This is a genomic window from Xanthobacter cornucopiae, assembly GCF_043195065.2.
Classification (GTDB): domain Bacteria; phylum Pseudomonadota; class Alphaproteobacteria; order Rhizobiales; family Xanthobacteraceae; genus Xanthobacter.
In genome coordinates, this window is the sequence record NZ_CM195531.1 from 2,337,974 (window position 1) to 2,356,372 (window position 18,399).

17 protein-coding genes and 1 tRNA gene are annotated in these 18,399 nt (G+C 72.2%); 14 read left to right on the top strand and 4 right to left on the bottom strand.

The genetic code is table 11. The features are described 5' to 3' along the window. Nucleotides 1-40 precede the first annotated feature (40 nt). The 4 genes from V5F53_RS10400 to V5F53_RS10415 all read left to right on the top strand — a co-directional run bounded on the left by V5F53_RS10400 (nt 41) and on the right by V5F53_RS10415 (nt 3,453). Nucleotides 41-1,393, top strand: a complete 1,353-nt coding sequence (locus V5F53_RS10400; RefSeq protein WP_393996363.1) for an HdeD family acid-resistance protein — start codon at nt 41-43, stop codon at nt 1,391-1,393. Beyond that, a complete protein-coding gene (locus V5F53_RS10405; protein ID WP_393996364.1) occupies nt 1,390-2,559 on the top strand; it encodes an MFS transporter in 1,170 nt (389 codons plus the stop codon). The genes V5F53_RS10400 and V5F53_RS10405 overlap by 4 nt, the downstream gene beginning before the upstream one ends. Before the next feature lie 40 nt (nt 2,560-2,599). Continuing rightward, nucleotides 2,600-3,097, top strand: a complete 498-nt coding sequence (locus V5F53_RS10410; RefSeq protein WP_393996365.1) for a Pvc16 family protein — start codon at nt 2,600-2,602, stop codon at nt 3,095-3,097. Nucleotides 3,098-3,294: 197 nt separating this feature from the next. After that, complete coding sequence (locus tag V5F53_RS10415; protein WP_393996366.1) at nt 3,295-3,453, top strand: hypothetical protein; 159 nt, start codon at nt 3,295-3,297, stop codon at nt 3,451-3,453. Between the two features lie 735 nt (nt 3,454-4,188). Here V5F53_RS10415 and V5F53_RS10420 read toward each other — a convergent pair. Further along, nucleotides 4,189-4,265 (bottom strand) — tRNA-Pro (locus tag V5F53_RS10420). Between the two features lie 176 nt (nt 4,266-4,441). On the opposite strand from V5F53_RS10420, the gene fabI reads away from it, so the two are divergent. From fabI to V5F53_RS10440, 4 genes are all read left to right on the top strand, one after another. Further along, the gene (gene fabI / locus V5F53_RS10425) at nt 4,442-5,269 is read left to right on the top strand and encodes an enoyl-ACP reductase FabI (RefSeq protein ID WP_393996367.1); all 828 of its coding nucleotides are present in this window, start codon (nt 4,442-4,444) and stop codon (nt 5,267-5,269) included. 61 nt (nt 5,270-5,330) lie between these two features. Next, nucleotides 5,331-5,849: a hypothetical protein gene (locus V5F53_RS10430; RefSeq protein WP_393996368.1), complete on the top strand. Its 519-nt coding sequence runs from the start codon at nt 5,331-5,333 to the stop codon at nt 5,847-5,849. A 97-nt stretch (nt 5,850-5,946) separates the two neighbouring features. Beyond that, nucleotides 5,947-6,594 (top strand): histidine phosphatase family protein, encoded by a 648-nt coding sequence (locus V5F53_RS10435; RefSeq protein ID WP_393996369.1) that lies wholly within the window; start codon nt 5,947-5,949, stop codon nt 6,592-6,594. Nucleotides 6,595-6,868: 274 nt separating this feature from the next. Beyond that, the gene (locus tag V5F53_RS10440) at nt 6,869-7,621 is read left to right on the top strand and encodes a hypothetical protein (RefSeq protein ID WP_393996370.1); all 753 of its coding nucleotides are present in this window, start codon (nt 6,869-6,871) and stop codon (nt 7,619-7,621) included. A 51-nt stretch (nt 7,622-7,672) separates the two neighbouring features. Here the strand turns inward: V5F53_RS10440 and V5F53_RS10445 are convergent, their stop codons facing one another. Continuing rightward, on the bottom strand, nt 7,673-8,986 hold the full coding sequence (locus V5F53_RS10445) for a hemolysin family protein (RefSeq protein WP_393996371.1): 1,314 nt from the start codon (nt 8,984-8,986) through the stop codon (nt 7,673-7,675). A gap of 175 nt (nt 8,987-9,161) precedes the next feature. Here V5F53_RS10445 and aroC point away from each other — a divergent pair, with 175 nt between their 5' ends. After that, nucleotides 9,162-10,274, top strand: coding sequence for a chorismate synthase (aroC, locus tag V5F53_RS10450; RefSeq protein ID WP_393996372.1), 1,113 nt, complete (start codon nt 9,162-9,164; stop codon nt 10,272-10,274). Here the strand turns inward: aroC and V5F53_RS10455 are convergent. Then, on the bottom strand, nt 10,264-10,833 hold the full coding sequence (locus V5F53_RS10455) for an HXXEE domain-containing protein (RefSeq protein WP_393996373.1): 570 nt from the start codon (nt 10,831-10,833) through the stop codon (nt 10,264-10,266). The genes aroC and V5F53_RS10455 overlap by 11 nt on opposite strands. Nucleotides 10,834-11,028: 195 nt before the next feature. On the opposite strand from V5F53_RS10455, the gene ribB reads away from it, so the two are divergent. Together ribB and V5F53_RS10465 are read left to right on the top strand one after the other, a co-directional pair. Then, a complete protein-coding gene (gene ribB / locus V5F53_RS10460; protein WP_393996374.1) occupies nt 11,029-12,339 on the top strand; it encodes a 3,4-dihydroxy-2-butanone-4-phosphate synthase in 1,311 nt (436 codons plus the stop codon). Between the two features lie 238 nt (nt 12,340-12,577). Beyond that, on the top strand, nt 12,578-13,417 hold the full coding sequence (locus V5F53_RS10465) for a DUF1194 domain-containing protein (RefSeq protein WP_393996375.1): 840 nt from the start codon (nt 12,578-12,580) through the stop codon (nt 13,415-13,417). Between the two features lie 86 nt (nt 13,418-13,503). On the opposite strand, the gene fni is transcribed toward V5F53_RS10465, so the two are convergent. Beyond that, nucleotides 13,504-14,595: a type 2 isopentenyl-diphosphate Delta-isomerase gene (fni, locus tag V5F53_RS10470; protein ID WP_393996376.1), complete on the bottom strand. Its 1,092-nt coding sequence runs from the start codon at nt 14,593-14,595 to the stop codon at nt 13,504-13,506. 364 nt (nt 14,596-14,959) lie between these two features. Between fni and V5F53_RS10475 the strand changes: the two genes are divergently transcribed. Genes V5F53_RS10475 through V5F53_RS10485 form a run of 3 tightly spaced genes read left to right on the top strand, consistent with a single transcriptional unit; the run spans nt 14,960 to nt 18,146 of the window. After that, nucleotides 14,960-15,961 (top strand): polyprenyl synthetase family protein, encoded by a 1,002-nt coding sequence (locus tag V5F53_RS10475; protein WP_393996377.1) that lies wholly within the window; start codon nt 14,960-14,962, stop codon nt 15,959-15,961. Then, on the top strand, nt 15,958-16,947 hold the full coding sequence (locus V5F53_RS10480) for an ABC transporter ATP-binding protein (protein ID WP_393996378.1): 990 nt from the start codon (nt 15,958-15,960) through the stop codon (nt 16,945-16,947). Before V5F53_RS10475 ends, V5F53_RS10480 begins: the two co-directional genes overlap by 4 nt. After that, nucleotides 16,947-18,146: an ABC transporter permease gene (locus V5F53_RS10485; protein ID WP_393996379.1), complete on the top strand. Its 1,200-nt coding sequence runs from the start codon at nt 16,947-16,949 to the stop codon at nt 18,144-18,146. Before V5F53_RS10480 ends, V5F53_RS10485 begins: the two co-directional genes overlap by 1 nt. Nucleotides 18,147-18,399: the final 253 nt, after the last annotated feature.

The following is an 18,399-nucleotide window of genomic DNA, read 5'->3' on the forward strand; positions in this document are numbered from 1 at the left end:
TGGTGCGTCCTTGCCCGTTGATGATTTCGAGACCTGACCGATGGTGCAGCTGGCCTTCATCCTCGTTGGCGCGCGCGCGCTGCGCCGGCGGTGGTGGGTTCTCTTCCTGATCGCCGTGCTGCTTCTGAGCCTGGCGGCGCTCATCCTCGCCGACCTGGTGGACGGCGTGTCCTCCGTCACCACGCAGGTCTTTGGATACGTCTTCCTGCTGGAAGGGGTGATCGGCCTGTTCATCGGCCTCGGCGCCGCGGGCGGCACCGGCAGGGCATTCGCGTTCGTGCGCTCCGCGCTGCTGGTCGTGCTCGGGCTGATGATCGCCGACCTTCAGTTCCACAACGACACGGCGGTGGCGATCCTGTTCGGCCTCGCCTTCGCCGTGGACGGCGCCGCCCGCATCGCCTCCTCGGCGGTGATCCGGTTTCCGCAATGGCGGTTCATGGCCATCATCGGCGGCGCCGAGCTGGTGCTGTCCGTGCTGATCGTCACCAACTGGCCCATCTCCAACGCCCTCAACGTGCCGCTGTGCATCAGCCTGCTGCTGCTGCTGAGCGGCTGGGTGATTCTGCGCACCAGCCTGATGCTACGCACCCATCTGGACGAGGTCGCCATCCTCGCGCTGCCGCTGTTCGCCCGCCGCAACTGGTATGACAACGCGCCGGTGCTGGTGGAGGACGACAGCGACGCGCCGCCCCGCCTGACGCGCCAGGAGGTGCCCCTCACGGTCTATGTCTGGACCCCGGTGGGCTCGGCGGACGTGCGCGGGCGCCGGCTGCTGATCGACCGCTACATCGCCGCCGTCGATGCCAGCGGCGCCATCTCCACCGGCCATTCGGCGCTGGAGCTGGCGCCCGACGTCTACATTTCCCATTACCCCGCGGAAGAGATCGAGCGCGATTCCGGCCAGTTCGCGCGCATCCTGCGCGCCTCCGTGGAAAACAACGTGCGCGGCCGCTTCCAGCCCTCCTATGCCCACGAGGCCGCCAATTGGTGCGAGGCCGACCAGAAGGTCCAGTTCCACACCTATGACGGGCGGCGCCTGCGCGCCTATTGGGCCGGCTACCGCCAGGAAGACACCTACAACCTCACCAATCGCAACTGCTCGGTGGCGGTGGCCGCCGCGCTTGATTCGGCCCTCGAAGGCGCGGTCGCCACCCGCCTGCCCTGGCTGCGCCTGGGCCTGCTGCTGCTGAACCCGGACCTGTGGGCCGCCGCCTACATCCGCTCGCGCGCCGAAACCATGAGCTGGACCCCGGGCCTGGTGCTCGACTATGCCCGCACGCTCAAGCGCATCGTCGAGCCGAACACCGCCTCCTGGCCGGTCCGGCTGCGTGATTTCCTGCGCCGCGTCAGCCGGCGCCCCCGCCCCACCACCGCCGAGGAAAGCACCCCATGACCGCGCCCGACGCCGCGACCGAAGACGGCCCCGCGCCCGCCGGCCACATCCTCGCGCGCGGGGCGGTGATCGCCACCGCCGCGGTGTTCGGGCTCACCTACTCCCTGAGCGCGCCGCTGGTGGCGTTCGGCCTCGCCCAGCACGGCCTGTCGGAGGCGCTCATCGGCGCCAACGCCGCCATGCATGCGGTGGGCGTGCTGGTCACGGCGATGCTGCTGCCGCGCATCGTGGCAAGTGTCGGTGCCCGCAGGGTCATCCTCGGCTCCGTGGTGCTGTCCGCGCTCACCCTGCTGGCCTTTCCCTACATGCCGGCGATCTGGCTGTGGTTCCCGCTGCGCCTGCTGCTGGGCATGGCCGCCGAGGCCCTGTTCGTCACCTCCGAGACCTGGATCAACGCGCTCTCCACCGAGAACACCCGCGCCCGCGCCATGGCCGCCTACACGGCGGCGCTGTCGGTGGGGCTGGCGCTGGGGCCGTTCATCCTGTCCCTGGTGGGAACGGCGGGGGTGCTGCCCTATCTCATCGGCGCCATCGCCTGCCTGGCGGCGGCGGTGTTCGTCGCCTCGCCCCGGGTGCCGGCGCCGCATTTCGACGAACCCACGGTCGGCTCGCCGGTGCACTATCTGCGCCTCGCGCCGCTGGCGCTGACCGCCACCGCGCTCAACGCGGCCATCGAGACCGCCGGGCTGTCCTTCCTCGCCCTCTATGCCATCGGGCTGGGCTGGGGCGAGCAGGACGCCACGCGCCTGATGTCGGTGATGATGGTGGGCGCCATCGTGCTGCAGCTGCCCATCGGCTGGCTCGGCGACACCGTGGACCGGCGGCGGCTGGTGATCGCCCTGGCGGCGGTCTCGGCCGCCGGAGCAGCAGTGTGGCCGCTGGCGCTCGGCCACGAGGTGGCGACCTATGCCCTGCTGTTCGTGTGGGGCGGGGCCTTTGTCGGCATCTACACCATCATGATCACCATCGTCGGCGCCCGCTTCAAGGGCGGCGACCTGGTGGGCATCTATGCGGTGGGCGGCCTGTTCTGGGGCCTCGGCGCCCTGGTGGGGCCGCTGGGCGCGGGCATCTCCATGCAGCTCCATGCCCATGGCCTCGCCCTGTTCGCGGCGGCGGCCTGCGGCGCCTTCGCCCTGGCCGCGTGGCGCCTGCGCAGCGCCTGCTGATCGCCGGGCCGGCCCGCCGGCGGCAAGGAGGAGAGAGCCCATGTCGGAAGCGGACCTGCCGGCCATCGCCATGGAGGCCCTGCGCGCCCATGTGGAGCATGCCATCGCCGACCTGCCAGGCGCGCCGACGGCGCTGGTGAGCTCGCCGTGGCGGGCGCCCGAGCACGGCGTGTTCGTGCACCTCCACGCGCTGGCGCCGATTCTCGGACAGGACGCGCGGCCTCGCCCCGCGACATCCACGCCCCCTTCTGCGGGCTGGGCGCTGCGGGTGCTCATCGGCGCCTTCGGCCCCCATGACCTGGCCGTGCACCGGCTCATGGGGCGGGTCGCCGCCACGCTTCAGGGCGCGCCCGTGCTCACCGCGGAGGCGCTGGCGGCGGCGGCCCGCGCGCTGGAGCTGGATGGGGCAGCGGTGGCGGGACGCCGGGCTCAGCTGATGCGCGAGGACCTCGGCATCGACGACATGACACGGCTGTGGCAGCGCTTCGCGCCCATGCGCTACAGCCTTTCGGAACCGTGCCGCATTCTCCTGGCCTGAGGCCCCGCCCGGCGGCTCCGAATCAGCGCCCTTCGCCGGCGACGGGCCGGAAATGTTCTGTGATAAATACGATTGATCGGTTCCCAGAACTCCTGCAACCTGGGGCACGACCGCCCGCGTATCCGGCGGAATGGCATGTTCGTCGACCGCTCAAGCCCGCCGCCCGCGCGGCGCTTCGGAACGTGAGGACAAGACCCATGACGACCGCGATCTTTTCCGTCGTCACCGTGGTGGCACTGCTCTGGATGCTGCGGGTGGAAGCCCGGCTCCGGGAGATCTTCGACCGCCTCGAGCGCCTGCAACGCCAACCCGGGCAACTGCCTGAGGGCCCGCAGGACCCCATCCGCTTCTTTTAGCCCGCCGCCCGCTCCATCGAGCGGGCATGCCAAGGACCGGGACGCGCCGGGCACGGCGGCAGCGCACACCGCATCCGCGCGCCGCGCCGATCCCGCCGGCATCGGCCGGGCCCGCGGGCCGCCCGATGCCCAGCCGGGGCCGCCCCCGGAGGGGAAGCACCCAGGCGCCGGAACCGCGCCGCCCGCCATTGACCTGCCGCCCACCCCGGGGGCACCGCCCGCCGGGTTCGCACGCCGACAGCATGCGGTGATGGCCTCCGCAGGATCAAGGTCACCGCAGGATCATTGGCGACCGATCCCCGATCCGGCCCGAGCACGGCGGTGCAGGGCATCGAATCACCCCGATGACGCCGGAGCGCACCGCCTTCGCACGGCGGCGCATCCACAGGGGACCGCGCGCGGATGCACACCCCCTGGAGAATCAACCCGCCGGGGCACCGCGTCCCCCTCCGCGATCGGTCCGCCCGTGATCGCGCAGCGGCCCGCCCCGGGCGCCGAAACCGCCCTGAAGGCCAGCCTGTCGCCGCGCCGGGCCAAGCCACGATGGCGCGATATGGCGGCCGCTGGCGCGCACGCCGCGCCGAACACGCCCGCCGCCGCAGCGCGAAGACGAGCCAGCTGCGTAGCCAGGGCCATGGCGAATAAGATGAGCTGTGGAAGAGCGGTGAGAAAGCGGGATCAGGTCCCGATGATCCGTCCCCGTGGGCAGGACTGGATTTCTAAGCGAAGCTTAGCTGGTCGGAGTGGCAGGATTTGAACCTGCGACCCCCACGTCCCGAACGTGGTGCGCTACCAGACTGCGCTACACTCCGTGGCCAGGGCTGAGCGTCTAGCATGGGTTTTTGCCGGGGCGCAAGTGCCAAGTTGAACCTTGCTCGCTTGAACGGTGGATGGCCCCATGTCATAGGAAGCCGGCCCGAGAGCGTCTCCCCTGTTCCGGAGTTGGCCCGCGCGGCATCAATGGCTTGAGAATGCGGAGTATGGGCAAATGGCGACGGACGGTTTCGCGAGCGGTCTTCTGAAGGGCAAGCGCGGGCTGATCCTGGGTGTGGCCAACAATCGCTCCATCGCCTACGGAATCGCCAAGGCGGCCCGCGCCCATGGCGCCGAGGTCGCCCTCACCTACCAGGGCGAGGCGCTGAAGAAGCGGGTGGAGCCGCTGGCCACGGAGCTCGGCGGCCATCTCGTCGGCCATTGCGACGTGACGGAGCCGGAGACCCTGGACGCCGTGTTCGCCGAGACCGAGCGGCTGTTCGGCACCCTGGATTTCGTGGTCCACGCCATCGCCTTCTCCAACAAGGACGAGCTGGACGGCCGCTACGTGGACACCACGGCCGACAATTTCACCAAGACCATGTTCATTTCCTGCTATTCCTTCACCGCCATCGCCCAGCGGGCGGAGAAGCTGATGACGGACGGCGGCTCGCTGCTCACCCTCACCTATTACGGCGCCGAGAAGTGGATGCCCCACTACAACGTGATGGGCGTGGCCAAGGCGGCGCTGGAAGCCTCGGTGCGGTATCTTGCCGCTGACCTCGGCCCCAAGGCGATTCGCGTGAACGCCATCTCCGCCGGCCCCATCAAGACGCTGGCGGCTTCCGGCATCGGCGACTTCCGCTACATCCTGAAGTGGAACGAGCTGAACTCGCCGCTGCGCCGCACCGTCACCACCGACGAGGTGGGCGACACCGGCGTCTACCTGCTGTCCGATTTGTCGCGGGGTGTGACCGGAGAGGTTCACCATGTGGACGCCGGATATCATATCGTCGGCATGAAGCACCCCGACGCGCCGGACCTCGCGCTGGTGCGCGACTGAGCCGGACCGGAGCAAGCCGAACGCGCGACGCGGCGTGATCGCCCGCGCGAACAGGAGACCGATGATGCGGACCGACCTGCGCCTCGCCCTCGCCGCCCTGGCGCTGCCGCTGGCCCTCGGCGCGGCGGCAACCGGCGCCGGCGCGCAGAGCCTGCCGACGCTGGAGCAGTACCCCCTGCGCGAGCGCATCCTGGGTCCGGGCGGCGCCTTCTTCCCGAACTATGTGACGCCGAGCCAGCCCGGCATCGCCTATGTCACCGGAGAAGGCGCGCGCGCCGGCCTGCCGAAAGGCGCCGTCTTCGCCGCCGGCACTGTCGATTTCCTGTGCCAGCAGAGCCAGGTCCCGACGATCAAGGTGCTCGCCGCACCGCCCGGCGCCAAGGTCAGCGTGGCCTATGGCCCGTTCGTCGCAACCGGCACCGACGGCGGCGCCGCCAACCCCTGCGTCGGCCGCCCGGCCAAGGGCGCGGTGGTGAGCGTCAAGGGCCGCCGCGCCGCCAACCAGAGCGTGACGCTGCGCGTCACCTATCCCACCCTCGGCGCGTGGTACGACCACGTCGTCCCGGTGCCCGCCCGCTGATGGCCGCCGCGGCGCCGCGCGGGCGAACGGCTCGACCTGCGGGCCCGGGCTCCCGGCCCGGCGAACGGCGAACGGCATCCGCGGCGGCGGGCCGCCCATGACCTCCTCCACCCGCCCGCCAGCCGATTCGACGCCGCCAGCCCCCGCCGATGCCGCCGCCGCGCCGCGTCGCTTCTTCCTGGTCCGCCACGGGGAGACCGACTGGAACGTGGCCGGCCGCCTGCAGGGCCGCCGCGACGTGCCACTGAACGCCCTCGGCCGCATCCAGGCCAGCCGCGTCGGCCGCGTCCTGCACCAGCTCGCAGGCGCGCCGCAGGCGCTCACCTTCGTCTCCAGCCCGCTGGTGCGCGCCACCGAGACCATGCGCATCCTGCGCACCAGCCTCGACCTGCCGGCGCACGAATTCGCCACCGACATCCGCTTCGCGGAGCTCTCGTTCGGCCGCTGGGAAGGACAGACCTGGCCGGAGCTGCGACGCCGCGACTTCGACGCGGTGCGCCGGCGCGACCTCCACCCCTGGACCTTCACCCCGCCCGAGGGCGAGAATTACGTGGACCTGTCGCAACGGGTGACCCGCGCCATCGAGGCGCTGCCGGGCGACGCCGTCATCGTCTCCCACGGCGGCGTCATCCGCGCGGCCCTGCACGTGCTGGCCGGCATGCCGCCGGACGAGGCGGCCGCGCTGCCGGTGCGCCAGGGCGCGGTCTATGTGGTGTCCGGCGGGCGATTCGCCGTCGCCGACTGACGCCGGCCCGGCACCGGACCGCCGTCTCTCCGGGGCTGGCGCACGCCGCTGAAGCCCGCCTCCGCAGGCCACGCCGCCACCCGGCAACGCCCTGCTGGCCCCTCGCCCCCTGGCGGGCCCTCCCTTGGCATTTTTCTTGCTGCGTCAGGCTGTTCGGGCCGGGCTGTCGCGAAGGCGACGCGGGTCCGGCGGGGCGGCGCGGCCAAATGCGCCCGCGTGCCTTTCCGACGTGGCTTTCTTTCAACCCTTCGTTCTCTCGTTTCAGGGGATTTCCATGACCGACATGGCCGAGCTGCAAAAGCGCAAGATGCCCCTCAACCTGGCCATCGTGCACGTGGACCCGGAGGCCTTCATCGCCAATTACCTGGGCTGGCTGGAGATCACCACCTACATCATGGCCCAGCGCGCGGGCGAGCCGGTGGCCCCGGTGGACGGCAAGACCCCGCCCCTGAGCCCCCAGCAGCTCGCCACCGGCGGCGTGCACACGGTGGGCAACGACACCGTGTTCGCCTTCTGCATGACGGCGGCGCTGAAGGGCGACAAGGCGGCCGTGGACAGGGTGGAAGCCGCCTTCGTCGAGAGCATGGGCAAGGAGTATCCGGGCAATTTCGCGCTCTGGCATTTCCGCGCCCAGATCGACGCGCCGCAGACCCTGGAGGACTTCGTGGGTCAGGCCGGCAAGAAGATGCTGGCCGGCGACCTCCCCCCGCCGCCCATGCGCTCCAAGGAGAACTGGAGCGCCGGGCTGCGCTTCTTCGAGAAGGCGCGCAAGTCGAACTTCGTGCACGAGATCATGTTCCCGCTCGCGCGCTGGACCCGGGAGAAGTTCACCGAGACCCAGGAGAAGGGCATCGCCTTCCTCGCCCACATCGAGGACAGCGTGCCGGTGCTGCGCGAGGCGCTGGAGGACCCGCGCAACGACCAGGCCTTCATCGCCAACATGCTGCTGAAGATGGCCCCGGCCGTGGACATGGAGCTGACCGACGAATACCAGGGCTTCCTGCGGTCGCTCGCCCGGCGCGACTGACACGCGGCGGCGCCCCCGGCTCCGCTCCAGGAGCGGAGCCGGGGGCGCGCCTCACTCGCCGTCGGCGGCCTTCTGCCGGTGCAGCACGTGGGGGCGCGAGACCAGCAGCTTGTCGATGCGCCGCCCGTCCATGTCGACGATCTCGAAGCGCCAGCCGTGGGCGTGGAAGACCTGCCCCTCCTCCGGCAACTCCTTGACGTGCGACAGCACGAAGCCCGCCACCGTGTGGAAGTCATGGTCCACCGGAATATTCACGTCGAGGATTTCCATCAGCTCGTCCACCGGCGCGTCGCCCGCCACCAGATAGGAGCCGTCCTGGCGCTCGATGACGTTGCGCTGCTCCTGGGTGTCCACCGGCACGGTGCTGGTGATGGCGTCCAGCAGGTCGTAGCCGGTGACCACGCCGACCATGTCGCCGTATTCGTCCACAACGATGCCCATGGGCACCTGCGAGCCGCGCAGGATGCGCATCGCCTCCAGGGCGCCCACGGTCTCCACCAGGAACGGCGCCGGCTGCACGAAGTCGCGCGGGTCGGGATTCTCGCCCTTCAGATAGGCGTCGAGCACGCGCTTGGCCTGGATGACGCCGATGGTCTCCTCCGGCGAGCCCTCGCAGGCGGGCAGGCGCGAATGGGGGGTCTCCAGCAGCTCGGCGCGCACCGCGTCGGGGCTCTTGGAGATGTCCACCCATTCCACGTCGGGCCGGGGCGTCATGATGGCGGTAACCGGCCGATCAGCGAGGCGCATCACGCCGGAGATCATCCGCCGCTCCGCCGGATCGATGACGCCGGCGGTCTCGGCCTCGGTGATGATGGCGCGGATTTCCTCGTCGGTCACACCGTTGGCGCCGGACGAGCCCTCCCCCAGCAGCCGCAGCACCAGCCGCGTGGAGGCGTCGAGCGCCCACACCGCCGGCGCCGAGACCTTCGACAGGGTGATCATGGCCGGAGCCACCATGCAGGCCAGCTTTTCCGGGTTCTGCAGTGCCAGGCGCTTGGGAATCAGCTCGCCGATCACCAGCGACACATAGGTGATGGCCGCCACCACGGTGGCATAGCCCACCGGCCCGGCCACGCCCACCGGCACGCCGGCATCGCGCAGCGTGTCGCCGAGCTGGGCGCCGAGGCTGGCGCCGGAGAAGGCGCCGGCCAGGATGCCGATGAGGGTGATGCCGATCTGCACCGTGGAGAGAAAGCGGCCGGGCTCGGCCCCCAGCGCCAGCGCCGCCTGGGCGCCGCGCTGGCCGCGATCGGCCATGGGTTTCAGCCGTGCCGGCCGCGACGAGACAATGGACAGCTCCGCCGCCGCAAGCACCGCGTTCAACAGCACCAGGGCGACGACAATGAGAATTTCAAGAAGAGGCATGGCGGGAAATGAGGCTCCGTCATCCCCTCCATAGCACACTCGAAGCGGCTTGTGGGACCCGTCCCGTGGATGACCATGGCCTGAGTACCTCCAAGCGGGACCGACGATGGCGCGCGGCGATTTCCATCGGCGCCATCCTCGTCTATGCAACCCCGACAGAACACAAGGCCGCGTCATGTCTTTCAACACGTTCGGGCATCTTTTCCGCGTCACCACCTTCGGCGAAAGCCACGGGCCGGCCATCGGCTGCGTGGTGGACGGCTGCCCGCCCAACCTGCGCTTCGACGTCGCGGACATTCAGGCCGCCCTCGACCGGCGCCGGCCCGGCCAGTCGCGCTTCACCACCCAGCGCCGCGAGCCGGATGCGGTGAAGGTGCTGTCCGGCACGCTGGAGCATCCCGACGGCGGCCTCGTCAGCACCGGCACGCCGATCGCGCTGCTGATCGAGAACGTGGACCAGCGCTCCAAGGACTATGCCGACATCGCCGGCGCCTACCGGCCCGGGCACGCCGACTTCACCTATGACATCAAGTACGGCATCCGCGACCATCGCGGCGGCGGCCGCTCCTCGGCGCGCGAGACGGCGACACGGGTGGCGGCGGGGGCCATCGCCGCCCGGGTGCTGCCCGGCGTCACCGTGCGCGGCGCCCTCACCCAGATCGGCGACATCGCCATCGACCGCGGCCGCTGGGATTGGGCCGAGGTGGACAACAATCCCTTCTTCTGCCCCGACGCCGAGACGGTGCCGGTGTGGAGCGACTATCTCGACGGCATCCGCAAGAAGGGCTCCTCGGTGGGCGCGGTGGTGGAGCTGGTGGCGGAAGGGGTGCCGCCCGGCCTCGGCGCGCCGCTTTATGGCAAGCTCGACGCCGATCTCGCCAGCGCCCTCATGGGCATCAACGCGGTAAAGGCGGTGGAGATCGGCGAGGGCTTCAACGCCGCCCGCCTCACCGGCGAGGACAATGCCGACGAGATGCGGCGCGGCAACGCGGGGCACCCCCAGTTCCTGGCCAACCATGCCGGCGGCATCCTGGGCGGCATTTCCACCGGGGCGCCGGTGGTGGCGCGGTTCGCGGTCAAGCCCACCTCGTCCATCCTCACGCCCCGCCGGACGGTGGACAAGTTCGGGGCGGAAACCGACCTGCTCACCAAGGGCCGCCACGACCCCTGCGTGGGCATCCGCGCCGTGCCGGTGGGCGAGGCCATGGTGTGGTGCGTGCTGGCCGACCACCTGCTGCGCCATCGCGGCCAGGTGGGAGAGACGCCGCACTGGCCGTTCAGCCGCTGAAGCCGCCGGGGACCGGACGGCCGCGGGCGGCATTGTGCTTCACCCGCACCAGGATGGCGCCGTGCACCAGCAGCGCCACCGCCAGCGCGAACAGATGCTGGGCCAGGGTGCCCGGCACGATGGCGAGGCCGAGCAGGCCGAACGGCACGAACAGCGCCACCCCGCTCCACAGCCCGGGATTATAGGCCCTGAGGCGCACCGCCATGGCCACATGGGCAAGGCCGTTGAGGCCGATGAGATAGATCGCCGCCAGCCCCCAGCCCGGCGCCAGCAGGCGCGCCGCATAGAGCGCGGCCAGGTTGATGCCCCACACGCCGGGCAGGTTGATCCACAGCACGTCGGCCACGGTCAGCGCCTCCACCCCGCCGAACACGCGGGTGTTGACGAAGCGGCGGAAGCGGTCGCCCCAATGCTCCTCCACCTGGTGCGCCATGTAGAGCGGGCCGGCGAGAAAGATCACCCGCTCCGCCCCGCCGGGGAACAGCGGGGCCAGCGCGAACAGGGCCCCGCTCATGAACAGCGCCCCGGTCACCCAATGGTCGGCAAGCCAGCCCCTCATCGTCCGCCCCCATCCCATGCCCCGCTCCAGCTTGGCCGTGGGGTCGGGCCGGCGCAAGGCCCATGATTGGGCCGGGCCGGGCCGCGCGCGCCGGCCTCCATCTGCCTCGATCGGCTGAAACCCGCGCCAATTTCAGCAATACTGAATTTCAGATAATTTCATTGCCAGTGAAATCAGCGATGATATGCTCGCCCCATGAAGCTCGCGGACTGGCTTTCGAGCACCGGCACCAAGCGGAGCGCGTTCGCGCGGCAGGTGGGGTTGTCCCCCGCCAGCGTCACCGCCTTGTGCAATGACGAGAAGGCCTGGATCTCCCGCGAGACGGCCGGGCGGATCGCAGAGGCCACCGGCCACGAGGTAACCCCCAACGACTTCCTCGGTCTACCTCCGCAAAGTCTCCGAGGTGTCCCCGTGACCGACAGCACGCAGTCCCGCGTCCAAGCTGCCATCGAAGCCTTCGCCCGTGGCGAGATCATTGTCGTGACCGACGACGACGACCGGGAGAACGAAGGCGACCTGATCCTCGCCGCCTCGCTGGCGACGCCGGAGAAGATGGCCTTCATCATCCGCAACACCTCGGGCATCGTCTGCACGCCGCTGCCGCCGTCGGAGGCCAAGCGCCTGCGGCTCGACCCCATGGTGTCCAACAACGACGCCCCGCTCGGCACCGCCTTCACCATCTCCATCGACGTGAAGCACGGCACCACCACCGGCATCTCGGCGGAAGAGCGCACCAACACCGTGCGCGCGCTCGCCAATCCCAACATGGGCGCGGCGGATTTCGTGCGGCCGGGCCACGTGTTCCCGCTCATCGCCAAGGAAGGCGGCGTGCTGATGCGCTCCGGCCACACCGAGGCGGCGGTGGACCTGTGCCGCCTTGCCGGCCTGCCGCCGGTGGGCGTCATCTCCGAGCTGGTGAATGACGACGGCACCGTGCAGCGCGGCCCCCAGGTGACCGCCTTCGCTGACACCCACAAGCTGACCCGCATCTCGGTGGCCGATCTCATCGCCTACCGCCAGGCGCGCGAGAAGCTGGTGACGCGGGCGGCCGAATTCCCCGTGCCCACCTGCGTCGGCGAGCTTCAGGGCTACTCTTATACCACCCCGTTCGACGTGGTGAATCATCTGGCCCTGGTGAAGGGCCGCATCGGCGACGGCGAGAAGGTGCTGGTGCGCCTGCACCGGGCCGACCCCATCGCCGATGCCTTCGGCGGCGGCAAGTCGATCCAGAAGGCGCTGGAGCGCATCGAGGCCGAGGGCCGCGGCGTGCTGGTCTATCTGCGCGACGGCACCGCCGGCGTGCCGGCCTCGGCGCTCGGCGCCGGGGAGAAGTCCTCCAGCGAGGTGGAGCGCGACCGCCATTGGCGCGAGGTGGGCCTGGGCGCGCAGATCCTGCGCGACCTCGGCATCGTCTCCATCCGCCTCCTGGCCTCCAAGGCCCGCACCTATGTGGGCCTGGGCGGCTTCGGCATCGAGATCGTCGAGACCGAAACCCTGGATCAGTGAGGCCGGCCGCCGCCGCTGCGCAAAAATGCGGCAGCGGCGGCGGCAAGCAGGCGACCGTAAGCCATTGCCGCCGGGCCCCGCCCGCCCCGCGCACGGCCAAGCTCCAGCCGTGCTGCCGCTTCGCGGCGCGGCCAGGGCGATCAAAAGAGGCGGCTAAGGTCTTTTGCACCCGACCGGAAGGTGTCAGCATCATCGCGACGTGATGTCGCGGCTGACCCGAACGAGGGAGCAAGGGACCATGCGCCCACGCAGGCTCTGGTACGGATCGTGGACGGCGTGTCTGGTGGCGCTGGCGGGGCTCACCCTGGGGGCGGCGCCGGCGCGGGCGGGCGGTGCCGGCGGCACGCCGGTGGACCTCGAGCTGGTGCTCGCGGTGGATATCTCCTACTCCATGGACGTGGAGGAACAGGCGCTCCAGCGCGACGGATACGCCAGCGCGGTCACCTCTCCCGAATTCCTGGAGGCGCTGCGCCTCGGGCCCCAGGGTCGCATCGCGGTGGCCTATGTGGAATGGGCCGGCGAGCACGAGCAGGAGGTGGTCGTGGCCTGGCGCACCATCGACGACCGCGCCAGCGCGAAGGCCTTCGCCGACGCCATCAAGGCGGCGCCGCTGCGGCGGGTCTACCGCACCTCCATCTCAGGCGCCCTGCTCTATGCCGCCGACCAGTTCGAGGCCAACGGCTTCAAGGGCCTGCGGCGGGTCATCGACATCTCCGGCGACGGCGTGAACAACCAGGGGCCGCCGGTGCAGCTGGCCCGCGATTCGGTGCTCCGGCGCGGCATCACCGTAAACGGCCTGCCGCTGGTGCTGAAGCGCGGCACCGCCTCCGCCATCGACGTGCCCGAGCTCGATCTTTACTATGAGGATTGCGTCATCGGCGGCGCCGGGGCGTTCGTGATCCCGGTCGAGCACATCTCTGAATTCGCCCGCGCCATCAAGACCAAGCTGGTGCTGGAGGTGGCCGGGGTGGTGCCGCCGCCCGGCGCGGGCGGGCTGGTGGTGCCCGCCGCCGCGCAACAGCCGCGCGTGTCCTGCACCATCGGCGAGAAGATGTGGCAGGACCATTGGGCCAATTGAGCCGCGGCCCATAGCGGCGCGGCGGTTGATATGCGGCGGTTGAGGCCCTGCGGAGGGCGCCCGGCGCCAGCGGGCCGGGGATCGCCTCAGGCCTCCTCGAGCAGCGGCACCCGGCGCAGCGCCGCCAGGTCGCGGGCGCCGCAGACGAAGCACGCCACCTGGAGCTGGTCCCGCAGCACCGAGAAATGCTCCACCACCGCCGCCGTCGACTCCAGCGCCGCCGGCAGCGCCGCCGCCGCCTGCCCGGCGAGATCGGCGCCGAGGCGGATGGCCTTCGCCATATCCACCCCGTCGCGCACGCCGCCGGAGGCGATCAGCGGCACCCGCGGGCAGGCGGCCCGCACCTGGCGCACCGCCGTGGCGGTGGGAATGCCCCAGCCGGCGAAGGCGGCGGCGACGGCCCGGGCCCGCCCCTCGCCCCGCGCGCCCTCCACAAGCGCCCAATTGGTTCCGCCCGCCCCTGCCACGTCGAGGGCGGCGATGCCACGCTCCACCAGCGCCCGCGCCACGGCGGCGGAGAGGCCGAAGCCCACCTCCTTCACCACCACCGGCACCGGCAGCACCGCCGCCACCCCGGCCACGGCGTCGAGCGCGCCGCGCCAGTCGCGGTCGCCGCCCGGCTGAACCGCCTCCTGCAGCGGGTTGAGGTGGATGACGAGGGCATCGGCTCCCAGCATTTCCACCGCGCGGCGGGCCTCGTCCAGCCCATAGCCGCGCACGAACTGGGCGGCGCCGAGATTGGCCAGCAGCAGGATGTCCGGCGCCAGCCGCCGCAGTTGCGGCCCGAGGCCGCCCGACCCGCTGCGCTCCAGCGCGATGCGCTGCGAGCCCACCCCCAGCGCCAGGCCCAGCTCCTGCGCCGCCTCGGCGAGGTGGATGTTGATCCGCTCCGCCAGCGCCGGCCCGCCGGTCATGGCCGAGATGAGCAGGGGCGCGCGCAACGCCCGGCCCAGGAAGGTGGTGGCGAGGCTCACCTCGTCCAGCGCCAGCTCCGGCGCCGCGCAATGGGTGAGCCGCACCGCATCGAACCCGGGGTCGCAACGGCTGAGGGCGCGGCCTGCGAGCACCACCGCGATATGGTCGCTCTTGCGCCGTCCGGCCGTCTCCCCACCTTCTGGCGGCGCCGGATCGGCGCCGGGGGACACGGGCGGGGCGGCGGTGTCGCGCTCTGAGGCCATGCCGTCCTCCCCCTGGGGCGCCGGCCTGAAACCGCGCGGCGACCGCGCCCCCGGCTCCTCTCATGCCCCACCTTCCGCCCCGCGTCCACGCCCAACCGCCGGCTCTGCTCCGGCGCTGCGGACACCGGCGGCGGAGCCGTCGCCGGGCTTGCCTCGCCTCGCCCGTCCCTTCCCGGCCCCGCCTCGCTTCCGCCGCGCCGGCGATGCAGCTTTCACACAGAACCGCACGAACCGACACCGGCACCGGCCTCTCTCCAGCCCTCCCCTGGCATCGGGCGGCGAGGGATGGTCTAAAGTCATTCAAGACAGACCCTGCCGCCCCAACCCGGGGCACAGGGAGGTCGCGAACGGAGAGCGGATGCCCATGACGCAGCAGGCAGGCCGAGGCGGCGGCGCGGACGACGCGCGCCCCGTCCCCCCGGTGGACGCGCAGCCCGCGCCAGAGGGGGCGAGCGAGGACCGGGGACCGGTCCTGCGCTCGCGGGAGCTCACCTATCTGCGCGCGGTGGTGGATCGCCGGCTCGGCCTGCTGGTGCCGCCGCCATCCGCCCACCCGGCGGCGCTGCACGCGGCCATGCGGCACATCCTGCTGGCGCCCGGCAAGCGGCTGCGGCCGCTGCTGGCCCTGGCGGCGGCGCTCCAGCTCGACGTGTCCGAGCATGCGGTGCTCGACTTCGGCTGCGCGCTGGAGATGATCCACGCCGCCTCCCTCATCATCGACGACCTGCCCTGCATGGACGACGCCGCCATGCGCCGGGCCCAGCCCACCACCCACGTGCAGTTCGGCGAGGACGTGGCGCTGCTGGCGGCGGTGGCGCTGCTGTCCCGGGCCTTCGGGGTGGCGGCGGACGCGCCGGTGGTGCCGCCCCAGGTGCGGCTGGACGCGGTGGCCGCCCTGTCGCTCGCGGTGGGCTCGCTCGGCCTGTGCGGCGGGCAGTTCGACGACCTGCGCCCCGCCCCCGGCCGCACCGTGAAGGCCACCGAGGACGTGAACCGCCGCAAGACCGGCGTGCTGTTCATCGCCGCCGCCGAGATCGCCGGCCGCGTCGCCGGGGTCGACGAGGATCGCGGCGCCCACCTGAAGTCCTTCGCCGCCCATGTGGGGCGCGCCTACCAGATCCTCGACGACATCCTCGACGCCACCGCCTCCAGCGCCAGCCTCGGCAAGGATGTGGGCAAGGATGTCCACAAGGCCACCCTGATCGCCGAGCTCGGCACGCCGCGCGCCCGCAAGCTGCTGGTGGAGCACCTGGCCAGCGCCGCGAACGCCTCGCGCCTGATCGGCGCCAATGCGGAGGGCCACGAGCCCCTCCGCCTGTTCCTCCAGTCCGCCTTCGGCGAGCTGGCGCCGGAGAGGGCGCCGTGAGCCGCGCCCCGCTGCGGCTGGTGCCGCCAGAGCCGGTGCCGGCGCCGGCCCCGGCAGCCGATGCCGCGCCGCCGCCGCTGGCCGTCGCCGGCCTCCACGCCGGCTATGGCCGCGCCCGGGTGCTCCATGGCGTGGATCTGACGGTGCCGGCGGGCGGCATCACCGTGCTGATGGGGCCGAACGGGGCCGGCAAGTCCACCCTGGTGCGGGCCATCTGCGGGCGGCTGCGGGCGCGGGCGGGCACGGTCCGCGTCTGCGGCCTGCGGGCCGACAGCGCCGCCGCGCGGTGCCAGATCGGCCTCGCGCCGCAGGAGATCGCCCTGTATCGCACCCTCACCCTCACCGAGAACCTGAGCGTGTTCGCCGAACTGTCCGGCCTGTCCATGGCCGGGGTCCGGGCCCGGGTGGAGGAGGTGCTGGCACGCACCGGCACCGCCACCCGGCGCGACACCCGCATCGATCGCCTCTCGGGCGGCTGGCAGCGCCGGGCCAATCTGGCCGCCGCCCTCATGGGGGCGCCGCGTCTGCTGCTGCTGGACGAACCCACCGTGGGCGTGGACGCCCCGGCGCGAGAGGACCTGGCGCGGCTGCTGCGCGCCCTCGCCGCCGACGGACTGGCGATGCTGCTGGTCACCCACGATTTCGACTTCGCCGAGCAGGTGGCCGACCGCGCCGCCATCCTGGTGGGCGGGCGCATCGTCCTCGAAGGACCGCTCGCGGCCCTGCTCGACGCCCGCTTCGCCCATCGCCGGCTGGTGGAGCTGACGTTCGCGGCGCCGCCGCCGGCCCTGCGCCTCGGCCCGTTGGCCACCCTGGGCCTGAGCGTGGACGGCGCCCGCGCCCAGGGCCTCATCGCCGACACGCCGCGCGCGGCGAGCGACCTGCTGACACGGCTGGAGGCGCTGGGTGCGTCGCCGCGGGCGATGACCCTGAAGACCCCCGGCCTTGCCGCCCTGTACGGCGCCGTCACCGCCGCGGAGGCGTGATGGCCGCGGTGATGGCAGCCATGGCGCTGACGCTGCTGCGCGACCGGGGCGCGCTGGCGATGACCTTCGTGCTGCCGCCGCTGCTGTTCCTGCTGTTCGCCGCCGTGTTCTCCGGCGCCGGCGGCGAGGCCGGGACCCTGAAGGTGGCCGCCGCCCGCACCTCCGACGCCGCCGCCGCCGGTGCCGTGCTCGACGCCCTCGCCGCCCAGCCCGGCACCCGCCTCGCCCTGCAGGCCGGCGCCGACCCGGTGGCGCAGGTGGACGCGCGCGTGAGGGACGGCAGCGCAGACGTCGGCCTCGTCGTGCGCGGCGACCCCGCCGCCGCCACCCGGGAACCGCCGCTGGTGATCGTCACCGATCCGGGCCGGGCCGTGGCCGGGGCGGTGCTGATGGCGCGCCTCCAGGACCTCATCGCCTCCACCCTGCCGGGGGTGGCGCTGTCGCGGGTGGCGGCGCAGATCCAGATCCTGGTGGGCCCCTTCAGCCCGGAACAGGCCGAGCGGCTGAAGGACGCCGTCGCCCGCGCGCCGGAGCTGGTGGCCGGCGGCGGCGCCGAGCTGGTGGCGCGCCGCGCCGTGGAAAGCGCCCGGGCGCAGCCGGCGGTCGCCTATTACGCAGGGGCCATCGCCCTGCTGTTCCTGCTGTTCACCGCTGCGCAGGGGGCCGCGAGCCTGGTGGAGGAGCGCCGCTCCGGGGTGTTCGACCGCATCGTGATGACGGATGGCGGGGTACGGGCGCTGGTGGCAGGCAAGCTCGCCTTCCTGGTGCTGCAGGGACTGGCGCTGGCGGCGGTGCTGTTCGCGGTGGCGCAGCTGGTCTACGGGGTGGACGTGAGCGGCCACTTCACGGCCTGGCTGCTGGTGTCGCTGGCGGCCTCAGCCGCCGCCGCCGGGGTGACGCTGCCGCTGGCCGCCGTGAGCCGCACCCGCCAGCAGGCGCAGACCCTTTCCACCTTCGTGGTGCTGCTGCTGTCGGCGGTGGGCGGTTCCATGGCGCCGCGCTTCCTGATGCCGGCGTGGCTGCAGCAGCTCGGCGTGCTCACCCCCACCGCCTGGGGCATCGAAGCTTACCAGGATGCCCTGTGGCGGGGCGCGCCGCTCGCCACCCTGGCGCTGCCGCTGGCGGTGCTGGCGGCCTATGGCCTCGCCGGCGCGCTGGCAACCGCGTGGCTGCTGCGCCGCGCGGCGCGCATGGGCTGAGCCCCCGGGGCCCCAGCCAGCCGCGGCATCCCCGGCGTCGCAGCGCCGCGACGGCGATGGCGCCCCAAGCCTTGGCGCGGCCAGGGCGCGCGAGGAGCGCGGCGCCGAGGGAACGGTGCCGAGGGAACGGTGCCAAACGGACGGCGCCGGAGGGGCGGACCAGGGCTGCGATGCAGGACCTTCGCGCGCGACCGTGCGCGGCGCCATAGGGCCCCGCTCCGGCCGCAGCCGGCAGGAGGTTGACTATCCATTG

What these genes read in the sequence shown, in the direction of transcription:
- V5F53_RS10400 (WP_393996363.1), top strand. Translation starts at nt 41, where the DNA reads ATGGTGCAGCTGGCCTTCATCCTCGTTGGCGCGCGCGCGCTGCGCCGG.
- V5F53_RS10405 (WP_393996364.1), top strand. Translation starts at nt 1,390, where the DNA reads ATGACCGCGCCCGACGCCGCGACCGAAGACGGCCCCGCGCCCGCCGGC.
- V5F53_RS10410 (WP_393996365.1), top strand. Translation starts at nt 2,600, where the DNA reads ATGTCGGAAGCGGACCTGCCGGCCATCGCCATGGAGGCCCTGCGCGCC.
- V5F53_RS10415 (WP_393996366.1), top strand. Translation starts at nt 3,295, where the DNA reads ATGACGACCGCGATCTTTTCCGTCGTCACCGTGGTGGCACTGCTCTGG.
- fabI (WP_393996367.1), top strand. Translation starts at nt 4,442, where the DNA reads ATGGCGACGGACGGTTTCGCGAGCGGTCTTCTGAAGGGCAAGCGCGGG.
- V5F53_RS10430 (WP_393996368.1), top strand. Translation starts at nt 5,331, where the DNA reads ATGATGCGGACCGACCTGCGCCTCGCCCTCGCCGCCCTGGCGCTGCCG.
- V5F53_RS10435 (WP_393996369.1), top strand. Translation starts at nt 5,947, where the DNA reads ATGACCTCCTCCACCCGCCCGCCAGCCGATTCGACGCCGCCAGCCCCC.
- V5F53_RS10440 (WP_393996370.1), top strand. Translation starts at nt 6,869, where the DNA reads ATGACCGACATGGCCGAGCTGCAAAAGCGCAAGATGCCCCTCAACCTG.
- V5F53_RS10445 (WP_393996371.1), bottom strand. Translation starts at nt 8,986, where the DNA reads ATGCCTCTTCTTGAAATTCTCATTGTCGTCGCCCTGGTGCTGTTGAAC.
- aroC (WP_393996372.1), top strand. Translation starts at nt 9,162, where the DNA reads ATGTCTTTCAACACGTTCGGGCATCTTTTCCGCGTCACCACCTTCGGC.
- V5F53_RS10455 (WP_393996373.1), bottom strand. Translation starts at nt 10,833, where the DNA reads ATGAGGGGCTGGCTTGCCGACCATTGGGTGACCGGGGCGCTGTTCATG.
- ribB (WP_393996374.1), top strand. Translation starts at nt 11,029, where the DNA reads ATGAAGCTCGCGGACTGGCTTTCGAGCACCGGCACCAAGCGGAGCGCG.
- V5F53_RS10465 (WP_393996375.1), top strand. Translation starts at nt 12,578, where the DNA reads ATGCGCCCACGCAGGCTCTGGTACGGATCGTGGACGGCGTGTCTGGTG.
- fni (WP_393996376.1), bottom strand. Translation starts at nt 14,595, where the DNA reads ATGGCCTCAGAGCGCGACACCGCCGCCCCGCCCGTGTCCCCCGGCGCC.
- V5F53_RS10475 (WP_393996377.1), top strand. Translation starts at nt 14,960, where the DNA reads ATGACGCAGCAGGCAGGCCGAGGCGGCGGCGCGGACGACGCGCGCCCC.
- V5F53_RS10485 (WP_393996379.1), top strand. Translation starts at nt 16,947, where the DNA reads ATGGCCGCGGTGATGGCAGCCATGGCGCTGACGCTGCTGCGCGACCGG.